Origin of the sequence: Paenibacillus tengchongensis, from assembly GCF_008973665.1 — a bacterium.
Classification (GTDB): Bacteria; Bacillota; Bacilli; order Paenibacillales; family Paenibacillaceae; genus Paenibacillus_AQ; species Paenibacillus_AQ tengchongensis.
In genome coordinates this window covers 1-15,611 of sequence record NZ_WACP01000023.1, presented here as the reverse complement: position 1 = coordinate 15,611, position 15,611 = coordinate 1, and the positions used below count along the sequence as shown (strand labels likewise).

The 15,611-nt window shown below is 51.3% G+C and carries 18 protein-coding genes and 1 riboswitch; of the genes, 2 read left to right on the top strand and 16 right to left on the bottom strand.

Features of this window, described 5'->3' with window-relative positions:
- Positions 1-56: 56 nt before the first annotated feature.
- From rsmA to F1381_RS26885, 5 genes are all read right to left on the bottom strand, one after another.
- Positions 57-941 carry a 16S rRNA (adenine(1518)-N(6)/adenine(1519)-N(6))-dimethyltransferase RsmA gene (gene rsmA / locus F1381_RS26905; RefSeq protein WP_151737896.1) on the bottom strand — a complete coding sequence of 295 codons (885 nt, stop codon included), beginning with the start codon at positions 939-941 and terminating at the stop codon, positions 57-59.
- Complete coding sequence (gene rnmV, locus F1381_RS26900) at positions 938-1,489, bottom strand: ribonuclease M5 (protein ID WP_151737895.1); 552 nt, start codon at positions 1,487-1,489, stop codon at positions 938-940. Before rnmV ends, rsmA begins: the two co-directional genes overlap by 4 nt.
- A 161-nt stretch (positions 1,490-1,650) precedes the next feature.
- A complete protein-coding gene (locus F1381_RS26895; RefSeq protein WP_151737894.1) occupies positions 1,651-2,820 on the bottom strand; it encodes a resuscitation-promoting factor in 1,170 nt (389 codons plus the stop codon).
- Between the two features lie 300 nt (positions 2,821-3,120).
- A riboswitch (cyclic di-AMP (ydaO/yuaA leader) is annotated at positions 3,121-3,353 on the bottom strand.
- Between the two features lie 199 nt (positions 3,354-3,552).
- The gene (locus tag F1381_RS26890) at positions 3,553-4,323 is read right to left on the bottom strand and encodes a TatD family hydrolase (protein ID WP_187355588.1); all 771 of its coding nucleotides are present in this window, start codon (positions 4,321-4,323) and stop codon (positions 3,553-3,555) included.
- A gap of 57 nt (positions 4,324-4,380) precedes the next feature.
- Positions 4,381-5,664 carry an HD domain-containing protein gene (locus tag F1381_RS26885; protein ID WP_151737892.1) on the bottom strand — a complete coding sequence of 428 codons (1,284 nt, stop codon included), beginning with the start codon at positions 5,662-5,664 and terminating at the stop codon, positions 4,381-4,383.
- Positions 5,665-5,970: 306 nt separating this feature from the next.
- Between F1381_RS26885 and F1381_RS26880 the strand changes: the two genes are divergently transcribed.
- The gene (locus F1381_RS26880; protein ID WP_019914502.1) at positions 5,971-6,225 is read left to right on the top strand and encodes an AbrB/MazE/SpoVT family DNA-binding domain-containing protein; all 255 of its coding nucleotides are present in this window, start codon (positions 5,971-5,973) and stop codon (positions 6,223-6,225) included.
- Between the two features lie 125 nt (positions 6,226-6,350).
- Here the strand turns inward: F1381_RS26880 and rsmI are convergent, their stop codons facing one another.
- From rsmI to F1381_RS26830, 10 genes are all read right to left on the bottom strand, one after another.
- The gene (gene rsmI, locus F1381_RS26875) at positions 6,351-7,232 is read right to left on the bottom strand and encodes a 16S rRNA (cytidine(1402)-2'-O)-methyltransferase (protein WP_151737891.1); all 882 of its coding nucleotides are present in this window, start codon (positions 7,230-7,232) and stop codon (positions 6,351-6,353) included.
- Complete coding sequence (locus tag F1381_RS26870) at positions 7,229-7,999, bottom strand: tRNA1(Val) (adenine(37)-N6)-methyltransferase (RefSeq protein ID WP_151737890.1); 771 nt, start codon at positions 7,997-7,999, stop codon at positions 7,229-7,231. The genes rsmI and F1381_RS26870 overlap by 4 nt, the downstream gene beginning before the upstream one ends.
- 62 nt (positions 8,000-8,061) lie before the next feature.
- Entirely contained in the window at positions 8,062-8,430 is a 369-nt protein-coding gene (locus tag F1381_RS26865) for an initiation-control protein YabA (protein WP_151737889.1), read from the bottom strand.
- 28 nt (positions 8,431-8,458) lie between these two features.
- Positions 8,459-9,259, bottom strand: a complete 801-nt coding sequence (locus F1381_RS26860) for a PSP1 domain-containing protein (RefSeq protein ID WP_151737888.1) — start codon at positions 9,257-9,259, stop codon at positions 8,459-8,461.
- A 136-nt stretch (positions 9,260-9,395) separates the two neighbouring features.
- A complete protein-coding gene (gene holB / locus F1381_RS26855; protein WP_151737887.1) occupies positions 9,396-10,370 on the bottom strand; it encodes a DNA polymerase III subunit delta' in 975 nt (324 codons plus the stop codon).
- A 14-nt stretch (positions 10,371-10,384) separates the two neighbouring features.
- Positions 10,385-10,828, bottom strand: a complete 444-nt coding sequence (locus tag F1381_RS26850; RefSeq protein ID WP_151737886.1) for a YaaR family protein — start codon at positions 10,826-10,828, stop codon at positions 10,385-10,387.
- Positions 10,829-10,870: 42 nt separating this feature from the next.
- On the bottom strand, positions 10,871-11,200 hold the full coding sequence (locus F1381_RS26845) for a cyclic-di-AMP receptor (protein WP_151737885.1): 330 nt from the start codon (positions 11,198-11,200) through the stop codon (positions 10,871-10,873).
- Positions 11,201-11,329: 129 nt separating this feature from the next.
- Positions 11,330-11,992, bottom strand: a complete 663-nt coding sequence (gene tmk, locus F1381_RS26840; RefSeq protein ID WP_151737884.1) for a dTMP kinase — start codon at positions 11,990-11,992, stop codon at positions 11,330-11,332.
- Positions 11,993-13,648, bottom strand: coding sequence for an aminotransferase class I/II-fold pyridoxal phosphate-dependent enzyme (locus tag F1381_RS26835; RefSeq protein WP_151737883.1), 1,656 nt, complete (start codon positions 13,646-13,648; stop codon positions 11,993-11,995).
- Between the two features lie 188 nt (positions 13,649-13,836).
- Positions 13,837-14,022 (bottom strand): sigma factor G inhibitor Gin, encoded by a 186-nt coding sequence (locus F1381_RS26830; protein WP_151737882.1) that lies wholly within the window; start codon positions 14,020-14,022, stop codon positions 13,837-13,839.
- A 208-nt stretch (positions 14,023-14,230) separates the two neighbouring features.
- Here F1381_RS26830 and F1381_RS26825 point away from each other — a divergent pair, with 208 nt between their 5' ends.
- Complete coding sequence (locus tag F1381_RS26825) at positions 14,231-14,755, top strand: hypothetical protein (protein ID WP_151737881.1); 525 nt, start codon at positions 14,231-14,233, stop codon at positions 14,753-14,755.
- A gap of 129 nt (positions 14,756-14,884) precedes the next feature.
- Here F1381_RS26825 and F1381_RS26820 read toward each other — a convergent pair whose 3' ends face one another.
- Positions 14,885-15,298, bottom strand: a complete 414-nt coding sequence (locus F1381_RS26820; RefSeq protein WP_151737880.1) for a hypothetical protein — start codon at positions 15,296-15,298, stop codon at positions 14,885-14,887.
- Positions 15,299-15,611 lie beyond the last annotated feature (313 nt).

The window sequence follows — 15,611 nt, the reverse complement described above, 5'->3', positions numbered from 1 at the left end:
CCTCTATCCCCATCGTATGGGCAAAGGTCACGGTTGGTTCATACGGGAGACGGATTTTACCTGATTCCGGCCGCGAGCAGCACAGCGCTTAGTCTGGCATACTCCTCAATGCTCAGCGTCTCGCCGCGGCGACCGCCGTCAATGCCGGCCTCGGTCAGCAGAGCTTCCAGCCGCTCCCGCCCTTCGCCCGGGAAGAAGCGCGACTTCAGATTATTGGCGATCGTTTTGCGCCGCTGGGTGAAGGCCGCTTGAACCACTTCAAAGAAGTGCTTCTCATCAGCTACTTCCACGGGAGGCCGCTCCCGCACCTTCAATCGGATTACCGCAGACTCCACATTCGGCTGCGGGATAAATACCGTCTTCGGCACAATGCAGACCAGCTCAGGCTCGCTATAGTACTGCACGGCAATGCTCAGGCTGCCGTACTCTTTCCCCCCCGGAGCGGCTGCCATACGCTCGGCGACTTCACGCTGGATCATGACCACGATATTATTCAGCGGCAGCTTCTCTTCGAGCAGCTTCATCAGAATCGGCGTCGTCACATAGTACGGCAGATTGGCGACTACGCTGACCTTCTCCACCGAAGCAAAATCCTCTGTGAATAACTGCTGCAGATCCACCTTCAACACATCGTCGTTGCGGATATTCACATGTGGATAACCGGACAGCAGATCCTTAAGAATTGGTATCAGTCTCCGGTCAATTTCCACCGCAGTCACCGCTCCCGCCTCTTCGGCCAGCCGCTGGGTCAGCGCTCCGATCCCCGGCCCGATCTCCAGTGCTCCTGAACTGCGGTCAAGCTGGGCTGCGGAGACGATTTTATCCAGAATGTTCTGATCGATGAGAAAATTTTGGCCCAGGCTCTTCTTGAATGAAAAGCCGTACCGCGAAATGATGTCTTTGGTCCTCGACGGTGAAGAAATATAGTCATTGCCGCTCATATCGAAATGCCCCCCTGGTCAATTTGCGTCACAGCGGCTGTAAACTCTTCCGGCGATATGCCGAACATCGCCAGCCGCTTGTACAATTGTTTTCCGTTGCAATAGCCGATGCCCAGCAGGTTCCCGAGCAGCATCCGCCGCTCGGCGGCCCGCGGGTGCACCAGCATCCCTGCCGCCATCAGCTCGTCCAGGCCGATCTGTACCGGCGCTCCTTCAAAGGCCGTATGCACCCTGGCCAGCGCATGCCGGATCGCTTCGGGCGAAGCATTCTCTACCCCGATATCGCCCTTCCGCGTCGCGTCTTTCTCCGGAATGAAGGCATGCTTGCAGCCCGGGACCTTGGAGGAGACGATTTTGCGGATACGCTCTCCCGCATGGTCAGGGTCGGTGAGAATAATCACCCCTCTGCGTTCCATCGCGAGCGCAATCTTGGCGATCACCCTGCGGTCCACCGCAGAGCCGCCTGTCTCTATCGTATCGGCATCCACCGCGCGTTTGACGGCGGCTGTGTCGCTTTTACCCTCCACCACAATCATTTCCTTGATCATTTCTGTCTTACTCCTTCCGCAGCGCCTAAACACAAAAAGAAGAGGATTCGCTCCTCTTCTTTTTGGCTAAAGAATGTATAACTGATGAGCAGCATCCGTTCCCTCTTGGCTACCCTCACTATAGCTTATAAACCATCAGATTGCAAAAGACATTGGCCTGCTTAGTCAAGCTCCGGCTTGACAGGCCCGATCACGTAAACGGTTCGCGATTTGCGTCCGAAATTACGGGCATGGCTCAGTGAATCATAATACACATCGACCTTATTGCCTTTGATGGCACCGCCGGTATCCTCAGCGCGGCGGAATCCCAATCCTTCAATGTACACCCACCAGCCAATCGGAATGACGTTCGGATCAACGGCAATGGTTCGGCCTTCTGTTACCCGTGTGCCTGAAGCGGTACGTGTGCCGATCCCCGGCTCCTCCGATGAATAAGCGGTCATACTTACATTTTTGAGCACTTTCTTGTATTCAAAATCGATGCCGGCCTTATGTGCGACATTGCTGCTGGCTGCAGCCGTTTTTGTAGTTTTTGCTTTTGTGGTAGTTTTGGATGCGGTAGATGTTTTAGTGGTCGCTACGACAGGTTTGGGAACAGCCTTTGTACCAACGGCAATGACTTTGTCCTTGGTAATGGTCTGTACCTCTTTGCCGATCATACTCATGGATACCAGCTCACCGTCTTGATAGATCTTCTCGATGTGCTGAATCATGACACCCGGCTTGCCTGCTTGCGCCACTCTGACGTCGCCCACGTACAGGGAAGGGTCTGCGGTTTTGATGACCCGGAAAGGCAAGTCTACTGTCCGCTGCACCTTCTGCTTGGTGATGCGGACAATCTTGGCTTCCATGCCGGAAGAAACTGCGGTTTCAAGCGAAGGGAATATCTTGTCATCGCCATCAAGAGTATAGCCCAGTTTGGCAATGGCGTCACCGAGCGAATCCTCGGTGGTATATAGCGTCTTTGTTGCTCCATCCGCAGTAAGACTGATTTTCTGCGCACGGGTAATTACGACACGGTCGCCGTCCTGTATTTCATCGCTAAGGCCTATAGATAAATCATCATGCGGCTGCACTGAAATTTGTTCCTTTGCCAGCACTTCGCTGAGCAGCGTTTCCCGCGTCTCCAGCGCCTGTTCCTGGCCGTCTATTACCAAAGTTATGGCCTTAATGCTCTGACCGTGTGCGTACAGCAGAATGAACAGCGCGATCACAAGTAATGCCGCGCCTGCAAGCGAAAGTACGCGAGGATTCACTTGCTTCCACCGTAATGCGATAGACCTGCTGGATGATTGCGAATCATGGGTTACCTCTGGTTGGATTACGCCCATTCTCTCCATCCTCCTTACATAGTCCCCGTCGTTCAAGCTGTATACTCATGATGACTGAAATCCGCATCTGAATGACGAAAACTAAGTTTGAGATTGCAACAGGATACGCCCACACTTCTTAAAGCGTTTTCCTGTTTCATGGATCGCCTGCTCGGCATAGTGGACCAGATAGCTGTTGTATAACAGTATTCCGGTCATCGCCGCATTATTCAACAATAAAAAAGCCAGCAAAGAGTTCACTAGAGGACTCTTTCGTGGCTTCTCCGGAAGTCTGAATACGCGGGATGGTATGCACGAGGTTTCCTCTCTTACTTACGCTTACGGGGTTAGCTGTCGGGTTCGGGCATAAGAGAGACGCCCTATCTCGGGTCACCCGCTCACGGCGGATGCCTCTAAATTCACCCCAAAGACCACGTGAAGAAATCAAATAAAGTCTGCGGCATTTCTGGGTGTACTCTATGTACGGACATGCGGCAGGGCATTTATTGGTTCCCCCGTTCTCCGAAATAGCGGAGACTCAGCGAGACGATTCATGAATCGGCGGCTGTCACAAATAACAACAGCTCACTGCACTGAAAAGATGATATCCTGATTTGATGCATCTTGTAAAGCAAGGTTCAACCACGTTTTCGCAAAAAAAAGATTAAAAATTTGTAATAATCGGCCATTTTTAAGTTAAAAAAGTTTAATAGGTCGGCTATACTCTTTTTTTCGCCTCTTTTCCTTCCGATTTCAGACAATCCCAAATCGTTCCATAGCGTTCGCATACGTAATTTGAGCTAATTCCTGTAAATCAATCCCTTTTATTTCCGCCGCAGCCTCGGCAACTAAGCGCACATGGGCACTCTCATTTCGCTTCCCACGGAATGGATGGGGTGTCAAATACGGGGAATCCGTTTCGATCAGCAAACGGTCAAGCGGCGTGTTGGCCAGCACCTCTTTGGGTACCCGTGCGTTCTTAAAAGTTACCGGTCCGCCGAACGACAAATGGAAGCCTAAATCCAGGCACATTTTGGCGGTTTCCCAGCTTCCGGAAAATGAGTGCATGACCCCTCCAACCTCATTGGCCTTCTCCTCGCGTAAAATCCGCACCACATCCTCATGGGCATCACGGTTATGAATACAGATCGGCATTTTGAGCTCACGGGCCAGTCCGATCTGCTTACGGAAGACTTCATGCTGCACGTCTTTGGGAGAAGTATCCCAGTAGTAATCCAGCCCGATTTCGCCAATTGCGACGACTTTGGGGTGACTGCACAGCGAAGCAATCCACTCCAGATCCCCTTCCCTCATATCGATCGCATCCTGGGGATGCCATCCGACCGCTGCATAAATATAATCATAGGTTTCAGCGAGCTTCATGGTTGTCGGAATGGTATCCCGGTTAAATCCGATATTGATCATTTTGCTGACGCCGGCTTCCCGCGCACGGGCAATCACCTGCTCCCGGTCCTCGTCGAATTGTGGGGCATCCAGATGGGTATGGGTATCGAACAGCTGTATCATGCAAAATTCACTCCTTGATCATAATTTCTATACAAAACTCCAGTTTTTTTTGTATCACTTGGCAAAGATGGCCGAGAGATGTGCCGGCAGACGGGCAATAACCTTCTGCAGCTTGTCCTGCGGAAAATATAGATGGTACCGTCCCCGGTGGATTCCGCTGATGGAACGGACAATATCCGACACTTCTGAAATTTCTCTCAGCTTATCCTGCCGGTCAAGCAGCAAAATCTGCTTGCTGTCAAAGGCATCTCCGGGACGGAACACATCATAAGGGAGATCTGTCGGAAAATCTACTTCCAGGTCATAATCGGCATTCAGGCCTGCTTCCCTGAAGCTGCTGCGGATAGCCGCGATCATCTCCGAATCGAGATTCTCCATTTCTACATATTTATACAGCTTACGATGAATAAACCGCCCGCACAAGTCACGCAGAACCTCATCCGGCTCCTGTGTCCACTGCATAAAGGCCGTCTGCACCAGCGCCTCATCAAGCTGAAGATAGTGTTTGACGGTGATGTCGCCCTGAAACAATTCCCGCAGAGGCTCGAGCATGAAGCCGAAAGTATAGCCGCTTTGATACAGCTCTTTAGCTCTGCGGAAGATTTGCCGTAAAATAATTTCCGAACTGCGGGTGACGGGGTGAAAATACACCTGCCAATACATCTGATACCGCGACATCAAATAATCCTCAATCGCATGCATGCCGGATTCTTTTACCACAACTCTGCCGTTGTAGGGCCGGAGCATCCGCAGAATGCGGTCAATATCAATGGTGCCGTAATTGACTCCGGTGTAGTAAGCATCGCGCAGTAAATAGTCCATCCGATCGGCATCGAGCGGTCCGGATACCAGATTGACGACAATTTCATGCTCATAGGTCTTGGCAATGACCGACGCCACCTTGTCGGGGAAATCTGCAGCTACTTCACGCAGAATCGTATTAATTTCGGTATCCTCCATAATAATCCGGCAGGTCCAATCTTCATGGTCCATCTCAAAAGCCTCTTCAATGGAGTGGGAGAACGGGCCGTGCCCCAAATCGTGCAGCAGCGCCGCACAGAGCGTGAGCAGACTTTCCTCCGGCAGCCAATCCCTATAACTGCCCCGTTCGAACTGTGAAATAATGCGGCGTGTAATTTCATAAACACCGAGGGAGTGTGAGAACCGGCTATGCTCTGCACCATGGAAGGTAAAATATGAAGTTCCAAGCTGCCGAATTCTTCGTAAACGCTGAAATTCCTTAGTGTTAATTAATCGCCAGATGATGCTATCCTGTACATGAATATAGTTATGAACAGGGTCTTTGAAAACCTTTTCTTCCGTCAGCAGCTGCTTCACTCCAATCAACTCCTTTGTTAATCATTTAAACCAATTTAGTGAAATGGAGGTTTGAATAAAGAATAGTGTCGTTATTTGTCGAATATTGATGAATTTCATATTTTATAATCGACACCCTTTTCTAGTGTACTCTCTATGCACTTTCCGGTAAATCTAGGCAGGTTAAAAGTTTTTTTTAAAAACACCTTAAAATTAGGTTCAAAAAAGGTTGACTGTTTTGGGAATGGTTGGTATTATAATTATCATAAAACAGTGAACTATGTCGAATCATGACGCTTTGTATAATTGAGAGGAGCTTCGATTGCTATGATGAAATCAACAGGAATTGTAAGAAAAGTTGACGAACTGGGACGGGTTGTCATCCCGATCGAATTGCGCCGTACATTGGGCATCGGTGAGAAAGACGCCCTTGAAATTTATGTGGACGGCGAACGGATCATGCTCAAGAAATACGAGCCCGCCTGTATTTTCTGCGGCAATGCTGAGAATGTGACTTACTTCAAAGGTAAAATTGTTTGCCACGAATGTATTTCTGCTATCCCTACCCCTGTGACAAACTAGAATAAATAGGTTATAATAAGAACTAATCAAATTGTTAATTCTAACCTTTTCATATCTCCTTGGCCTCCCGCTGATCCCGGGAGGTATTTTTTTACCTTGATTCCAGTAAAATTACAATAGTTTTGCTAGAGCAACGAATTATATATGTCGCGTTTTGGCACATTCCGGTCAGCGGCTGCCTTTTTCATCGCCTCTTTTCGGCTTATGCCTTCCGCTTCATAATGATTTACATGATCGGCAATACTCATTTCCTGCCACCATGCCGCTCCGGCCAGCTCGGCCTCCGCTCTGCTTTCGCCTTCTACAACGATAACATACTCACCCAGAGGAGGATGTTCCTTAAGCCAGACGCCGCATTCCTCAATCGTGCCGCGCACAAATTCCTCATACCGCTTGGTCAGCTCCCGGGCCAGCACCACTCTACGGTTGCCGAACGCTTCCTGCAGATGGACTAGTGTCTTCTCCACCCGGTGCGGCGATTCATACAATAAGAGACTCCCCTGCACCTGCCGGAGTCCGGCGAGAACATTACGGATGTCCTTCCGCTCACGCGGCAGAAACCCGGCAAAGGTAAAGCTCGTTGTCGGCAGGCCGGAGGCAATCAGTGCCGAAAGTGCGGCATTGGCTCCGGGAACCGGTATTACGGCAATCCCCTGTTCGATCGCCAGTTGAACCAGCTCTGCCCCAGGGTCGGAAATTGCCGGAAGGCCGGCATCGCTGACGAGGGCCAAATTTTTTCCTTCTACTATAAAGCGGATAAGTTCAGGGCCGCTGGCGGCCTTGTTATGCTCGTGGTAGCTGTACAGCTGTGAAGGCGTAATCTCAAAATGGCTTAGCAGTTTGCGGGTCTGTCTCGTATCCTCTGCCGCAATAATATCGCATTCCTTCAGTGTGCGCACTGCGCGGTAGGTCATATCCTCCAGATTACCGATCGGAGTCGCCACCAGATAAAGCTTCCCTTTGCCGTCCGGCTTTCCCTGAAAGCTGCTTTGATTTGTAATGGTCATGATTTTCCCTCTTGATTTCCATAGTATATAGTCATAATTTCAGGACAATATTGGTTATCTTCATTATATACAATGAGCGGTGGCAGCAAACGCACCTCCGGTTTGCCGTCGCGTGCTGCCTCGATGAGCACCATGTTAGCCTCCAGGTGGGCCCGTGGATGGACGAAGCGGATCAGCTTGGGCTCCAGCCTGTACTTGCGCATCAGGCTGATAATATCGGCGAGCCGCTGCGGCTTATGCACCATACTCACTTTGCCGCCCGTGCGAACCAGCCGGACCGCAGCTTGAATAACTTCCTCCAGGGTGCAGCCCAACTCGTGACGGGCCATTGCCTGATGTTCATTCATTTTCAGGTCGCTGCCGTTCAGGGGCATGTAGGGCGGATTGACCGTAATAGCATCGTATACCCCATAGCCGGCGGTCAAATGCAGCTCACGCAAATCGCCCTCATGGATGGTCACTCTCTCCTCCAGCCGGTTCATCGCCACACTGCGGCGGGCCATGTCAGCCAGACGCGGCTGTAATTCAATTCCCTCTATCAAAGCCTGGGTGCGTGTAGTGAGCAGCAGCGGGATTACGCCGTTTCCTGTGCATAGGTCGAGTACCTTTCCTCTGGGAGGAATCCCGGCGAAACGGGCTAATAATACGGCATCCATGGAAAAGCTGAATACTTCATCACTTTGGATAATATGCAAGTCATGGGTAAGCAGGTCGTCCACCCGCTCTGCAGGAAGCAGCTGTACTGCCGGTTGGTCGGAACTTCTCATTGATGTTATCTCCTTTACAAATTCAAAAAAAACCGTAGGCGCTAAACCTACGGCTGAATACCTTATTTATTAAGAAAGGAAAGACAGAACAAACAATCGCCTTCTGTGCGCAAATGACCAAAATAGACATTGCAGATATGAAAACCTTCATGATACAGCCGGGCCAAGTTATCATACCCTTCCCCGACGACCTCTCCGGGCCCCTCACCTGCGGCAAGCAGTACCTCTGCTTCGCCCGCCTGCTCTGCCGCAGGATCCAGCGGCGCTTCCCGTTTCAGGATCTTGCGCAGCTGTTCATTCTCCAGCATCAGCCGTTGATTGTCTTCCATCAATTCCTTAACCGTCTGTTTCCATTGATCAAGACTTAGGCGCATGTTCTCCATTTGCGCTTCCATCTCCTGCATGTGTGCAAATATATTTATCTTTTCCAAGTTTCCACCCCGAAAGTAACCTTATGGTTTACTTGACGACAACATCATCCATTGGAAGCTCCTTAACTTTGCCCACTTCAAACAATTGCACATGAACCGTCCGGCTCCCGGTGTTCAGGCCTACCACTTTGCCTTCGCCTAAAGAGGTAACGACGAACTTGCCCACCGCCGGCATTTCTTCTTTGATGCTTTCATAATTATCATGCTCAAACTTCAGGCAACACATGAGCCTTCCGCATAATCCCGAAATCTTCGTCGGGTTGAGCGACAAATTCTGGTCCTTGGCCATCTTGATCGAAACCGGATCGAAATCGCCAAGCCAGGAGGAGCAGCACAGCACCCGTCCGCATGGTCCAAGTCCGCCCAGCATCTTGGCTTCATCGCGCACACCGATCTGCCGGAGTTCAATCCGGGTGCGGAATATACTCGCCAGATCCTTCACCAGTTCGCGGAAATCGACACGTCCTTCGGCGGTGAAATAAAAAATAATTTTGTTGCGGTCAAACGTAAATTCGACATCCACGAGCTTCATCTTGAGTCCATGGTCGCGGATTTTATTTAAACAGGTTGTAAAAGCTTCCTTGGCTGCCCCTTTGTTCTCTTCGACCACGCGCGCGTCGGCATCGCCGGCGATACGCATCACCTTCTTGAGGGGAAGGACCACATCTGCTTCCTGAACCTCCTTTTTGCCAATGACAACCTTACCGTATTCTACCCCTCGTGCCGTCTCGACAATAACGCATTGATCCTGTTCAATCGGAAAATCGAGCGGATCAAAATAGTATATTTTACCCGCTTTTTTGAAGCGGACGCCTACTACGCTGTACAAAAATAAACCCCCTTGTTTGCCGGTAAAGGAACCTAAGCAAAGTCCGCTCCCTGATGATCCGTGCTTGTCCTTCCTCATCCGTAAACCTTACTTCCAGGCAAGAGCGTTGATCCGGAGGATATATAATGAATAAGCCCTAACTTTCCAATCGGATTAAGAACTGCTCCAGACAAAGCTGGGCATTGGCATTGGAACGGAGCTTTCTCTTGCTCTCCGCCGCATATTCCATGTAGGCCACCCATTGCTCGTCGCTGCGCTCGCGCGCATGTCTGGATATAAAATCTAACTGATCTATGAAAACGATGCTTTCGTGTCTTCGGTACAGGAAGTTGAGCATATCTCTAAACCAGAGATGGAACATGTCGAACAGGACGGATATATGATCGCCCAATCCGGATTTAAACAGCTTTTGCCCTGCGGTTGCCAGGGTGGAGCTGTTTTTGCCCAGAGACTCCTTTGCTAATTGTAACACTAGATTTCTCATTTCTGCAAACCAATTCTGTGCCAAAAGTTCCCTGCAGCCATCTAATCCGGAACTTAATGATACCGCAGTTTTGGCCAGCGGGGCTGCTACGCCCTCCTCGGACAATGCCTGCAGCATCAGCTCCGGCTTCAACGGCCCGAAAGGGATACGCTGGGTTCTCGACCGGATGGTCGGGAGCAGGGCCGTGTCATTGTCCGAGATCAAAATGCCGACTGCCGGAGCAGGAGGCTCCTCCAGAAATTTCAGCAGACTGTTGGCCGCCTGCACTGTCATTGTATCCGCATGCTCAATGATGTAAACCTTCGGGTGAATCCCTTCTGAACGGTAAGAGAACAGCCGCTGCAGCTCACGGATCTGATCGATCTTGATGCTTGCCCCATCGGGCTTCAGCACGGTCAAATCGGGATGATTGCCGTGCTGAACCTTGCGGCATTCCAGGCATTCTCCGCAGGCGTCGTCTCCGGAACCCGTACAAAAGATTGCCTGGGCGAACATCAGCGCCGTCTTCAGTTGTCCGCTGCCAGCAGGGCCTGTGAACAGATAGGCATGGCTTACCGCATCCTTGCGCAATGCCGTTTGCAGCAGCCGTTTGGCCGCTTCCTGGCCCAATATATCATGAAAAGGCATAAATTCCTCCAATTTTAAAAAGAAAAGTTGATCAGCAGCCCGCGGATTTCACCTACGCGGCCAAGCAGATCAATTCGTCCCTGCTCGCTCTCCAGCAGATCGTCGGCCAGCCCCAGCAGAGCCGCATCAATCTCCTGCAGCAGCTTGTAACGTTTACCCCGGCCCCGGCGGTCCCACCCCTTCGTCTCCTTCAGGGTTACACCGCGCCGTGCCGTTTCTTCCAGGAAACGCTTAATCATGTTCCGGTAAATAGCAAGCTCCCGCACGGTCATTGACTTGGCCAGCCGGTCGCCCTGCATCTGGATATCCTTGATCTGGCGGTTCAGCTCATCTATTGTTTTCTGTTCGCCCTGCTGCTGGAAGACATCGGAGAAGTTTTTGGGCTGCACCGGTCTTCCCGGGCCTTCGGAGTTCCCTAGCTCGCTTTTTAGAGGCCTGTAGCCCGGATTGATCTTCAAAGGTATCTACCGCCCTTATATCGCTAATGCGTTATTCTTTGCTTAATAGTGCTCAAACCGGTCTACCGGCAGTACGAATACTGTAGCTCCGCCGACTTGGACTTCTACCGGCAGCGGCAAATAGGAATCAGTAGTTCCGCTCATCGGCGTCACCGGAGTGACCAGCTGTTCACGCACCTTGCAACTGTTGCGGATTACGCCAAGCACAGCTTCGACCTGGCTGTCATCCACACCGATCAGAAATGTTGTATTCCCTGCACGCAGGAACCCGCCCGTACTGGCCAGCTTGGTGGCGCGGAAATTGGCTTTGACCAGCTCACTGGACAGACGGTTGCTGTCTTTATCCTGAATAATGGCGATAATTAAATTCATTTCGCATCCTCCTCAAAGTTTTGTTAGGATTACTTTTTGAATTTACTGCGGCAAAACTTGCTTCGAAAGCGTAAACCCAGTTTTGTTAGAATTACTTTTTGAATTTACTGCGGCAAAACTTGCTTCCCTTTATTTATTTGACAAGTTGTCTTCAAAATCCTTTAAAATATGCTTTCTGAGCATCCGGAGCACATCCTGTTCCACTTCCTCCACCGGACGATTCGCATCAATTACGCTCACCCGCTGCGGCTCTCCGGCGGCAATGGCAAGATAGCCATCGCGGACCTTCTGGTGAAACGCCAAATTCTCCATATCAAGCCGGTTGACCTCCCGCTCCTGATTGGCGGCGATCCGCGCTAATCCCACCTCAGGATCGACATCCAGATAGAGGGTAAGATCGGGTGCCAGCCCGCCTGTCGCGAAATGATTAATACTCCGTACCGCTTCTACTCCAAGACCGCGCGCGTTGCCCTGATACACCAGGCTGCTGTCGACAAAACGGTCGCACAGCACAATCTCGCCCCGCTGCAGCGCAGGCTCGACAACTTCGGCCAGATGCTGGCTGCGCGCCGCTGCATACAGCAGCGCCTCTGTCCGGGCATCCATCGCCGTATGGGCCGGATCCAATATAATGGAGCGGATTCTCTCGGCAATCTCAATGCCTCCCGGCTCGCGGGTAATTATACAGGGAATATTCTGATCCTGAAGGTAGCCGCGGATTCTGGTGATTACGGTTGTTTTGCCGGCACCATCGCCCCCTTCCAATGTAATGAAGAAACCTGTGCTTGTCACTTATACTTCTCCGCCCTTCTCGGTATGGTATACAAGGATATGCTGTAAGGCCGGATCGGTACAGGCCTGAAATTTGGCTCCGCCCTCGCGGAGTCCTGTCAATCTTTGCAGTATGGCTCCGGTAATGATCTCGCCCGGATAGAGAAGCGGGATGCCCGGCGGATAGGGAATGACCATCTCCGCAGCCGCCCTCCCTACACTATATTCAAGAGCGACGCTTTGCGTTTCCGATGACCGCACCGGCTTCATGGAGAACCGGACGGGCTCAGAGAAGGATAGGCTGTTAAAATTGTTCCACGTGGAAATTACGATACCGCTATCGCCGCCTAATTCACTTAGGGCCTGCGGTCCGTCGTCCGCCAGGCCCTGCTGCGCAGCGGATGGAGCGCCCGCTGTATCCGCTGTCCGGATTGCAGGAGGAACTTCCACGGGAGGAGCCTCCGCGGCAATCTCCTGCAGCGCGTTCACGAGCCGCGCTGCCTCCTCTGCCTGCGAGCCGAGCGAGAAGGCAAGAACTACGTGCCGGGCGTCGCTCATCTCCGGCACGATCCCCCTCTCTTCGAGCCTGCGCTGCAGCTCGAAGCCCCCCAGGACCCCGGCGGCGTCATAAATGACGGCCTTGAAGGGGTCCTGGGTGCCGTACGCCGCCGCTGTGTCCGGCGGCGCGGTGTCTGCGGCGGCTGCACCTGCGCCGCCGGAAGGCTGCAGCGGCACAGCCGGCTGCAGCAGCCCGAAGCGCGGCAGCTCCGCCAGGCCGCGCTGTAGCACGTCCACGGCGGCGAGTCCCGCCGTGAAGGCCTCCTCGCGCCGCACGTGTACGAGGCGGCGCGCCAGATCGAGCGAAGCCATCAGCGGATACGATGGGCTGGAGCTCTGGACCATGGCGAGCCGCTGGCGGAGCAACGCGCGGTCGAGCAAGGGCCCCTGCACATGCAGCATAGCGCCCATGGTCAGGGCAGGCAGCATCTTGTGCGTGGACTGGACTACACCGTCCGCGCCGCAGCTGAGTGCACCCGCCGGAAACGCGAGGTGCATTCCGTAATGCGCACCGTGCGCCTCATCCACCAGCAGCGGCACGCCGCTGTCGTGGCAGGCCTGCGCGAGTGGCGCCAGGTCGCTGCCCATGCCGTAGTAATTCGGCATGGTGATCAACACGGCCGCCGCCTCCGGATAGGCGCCCAGGGCCGCCTGTACCGCCTTGGCTGCCGGAGCAACCGCCAGGCCGCTCTGCGGATCAAGCTGCGGCTCCAGGAAGACGGCACGGGCTCCTGCCAGCATCAGTCCATGAATGATTGATTTGTGGCTGTTGCGCTGCACTATAATCGTCATCCCCGGCTCCGGGCATACCGTAAGAATCAGCGCAAGATTGCCTACAGTGCTGCCGCCAACCAAAAAATAACTCTCATCAGCCCCAAAACAAGCGGCAGCCAGTTCCTGCGCCTCCTTGATAACCCCTTCGGGATGATGCAGATCATCGCTCCCGGTAATCTCCGTTACATCGTAACGCATAATCTCGCCCAGAAAACCGGCCCACTCCGCACCGCTATACGCTTGTCCGTTTTTATGGCCGGGCACATGGTAAGAGATATTACCCTTCAGTCTATATTGCTCAAGCATTTCATATACAGGTGCCCTGCCAGGCAGTAATTTGTCCATAACTCATTCCTTCCCGGGGGTTACCTCTATTTTAACGCAAATATGCGTAACCGCCTATTCCCGGCCGCAACAAAACAGCCTCCCTGCGTCAATAACAGAGAAGCCGTTAGATTAAATGATCCTGACAACGGAACCTATCTGCGGCCTCACCAGGCCGTTGGTCTGCGTTAGCTGCTGCTTCCGCGTGCTTAAGCATTCTTCTGCAGGCCGATCTGCCTCATCTGACCGATAAAGAAACGGTATTTAGCATCTTCGGCATCCGTATGAACGATTTCACTCTCACAATCCTCACATATAAAATGCGAGACAATCACGATGCCTTCCTCTTTCATATGTCCGCAAATAATGCAGGGCTGTGCGGTTTGCTGTTCCATAATCATCCCACCTTGACTCTTTTAAGAACAGTATGCTACACCTTCTATTATTTTAAACCCTTTCATAGATTTTTCACATTCATCATAGCCTAAAATATATATATTCCACACTATAGGCAACGGTGAATGCCACTCGGTGTTTAATAAATTGGTGGTAACGGCCGATATTAGAAACATGAGAACTGATGAGGAGGTAAAATCTTTTCTTATGGAATCCAATCCAAAAACTGCAGCTACCTTTTACCAATACCGTCTAATCAAAAAAGTAAATCTAAGCCAGTGGCTTACCCGCACTTATATAATGCTATTGGTGATTTTTATTGTTCTGCAAACCTTATTCTTAACTCCCTGGAGCCCTTTATATATGCTGCTCGCCGCACCGGTGATTCTTTGGATCCAGTATGTAGTATCCCGTTCAGTCCTGCTGATTTCCGGCCATCCTATCGCCAAGCGGTGGAGATCCTCGCTGCGCCTGCCCTGGTTAGGCTACATGCCAGATCAATACATCAGCTACAGGACCTTCCGCAAAGTCCAGATGCATAATTTCTGGATCGGTCTTTGTATCGCCGCGCTTTTTGTGGTATGGTCGCCTCCGGCTTTTACTGTGTCTATGGTTATCTGCCATCTTTGGTTATTACTGCCCCGGTTATACGCATTGTTCCGGTTCAATAGTGCAGAGCAGGAAGGAATGTTGAAGTTTAGTTCAACGGATATCTCCTATTACGCCCAATAACAACAAGTAGCATACATAACTCAATATTGCACCAGCTTCTGTGCACTCACCTATTACTTGCTTCAGGCAAGCGCAAAATAACCTGTTTTCCGTTATTACAGGAGACAGGTTATTTGCTGCTGAAATTACCTATTTAGTTTTTAGTCCCTTGATAGCTGTCTTCTGCTCCTTAGGAATCATCACAATAAAATAATCGTCATGAACCGTTAAATGAACGGTTATCCCATCCTTTTGAAAAACACGGGATGAATCGGCGCCTTCATCAGTTTGCTCTTCCCATCCCCAAGCCTTAATCGCCTCAAGATATGCCTGCGGAACGCCTTCCTTTTCTTTAAGGCCGGCCAGCGAGTAGCGCACATAATCCATGGCACTATTTGTAGTTGTACTATCCGGTGCATTGGCTTCCTTCGGTACGGGGAAGCTCTTTGCAATTACGGCACCCTCAAAAACATCAAAAGCCGGCTCTTTCGTTCCGCAAGCGGCCAGCATCATTCCTATAAGGCAAATCATGACCAATATCCACAAGGACCGGATTCGCTTCATCTCGTAAATCCTCCTTACCTTTGACCATGCATCTAAAGACGCAAACCAATTAAAATTTAGCATTTATTAATAGTCCTATTGTATTATAGAGCTGCTTAATATTTGCACTTTCTTATTATACTTGGAACAAAGAAAGCTTCGGTAACAAAAATGTCACTGAAATGTAAGCGTTTTATATGTTATGGGATGTGTTCTTTTTCTGTTTAGCTTAAACAAAAAACCACTGTTGACTAATCAACAGTGGTCTTCAGTGCTTGGCGGCGTCCTACTCTCCCAGGACCCTTCGGTCCAAGTACCATCGGCGCTGGAGGGC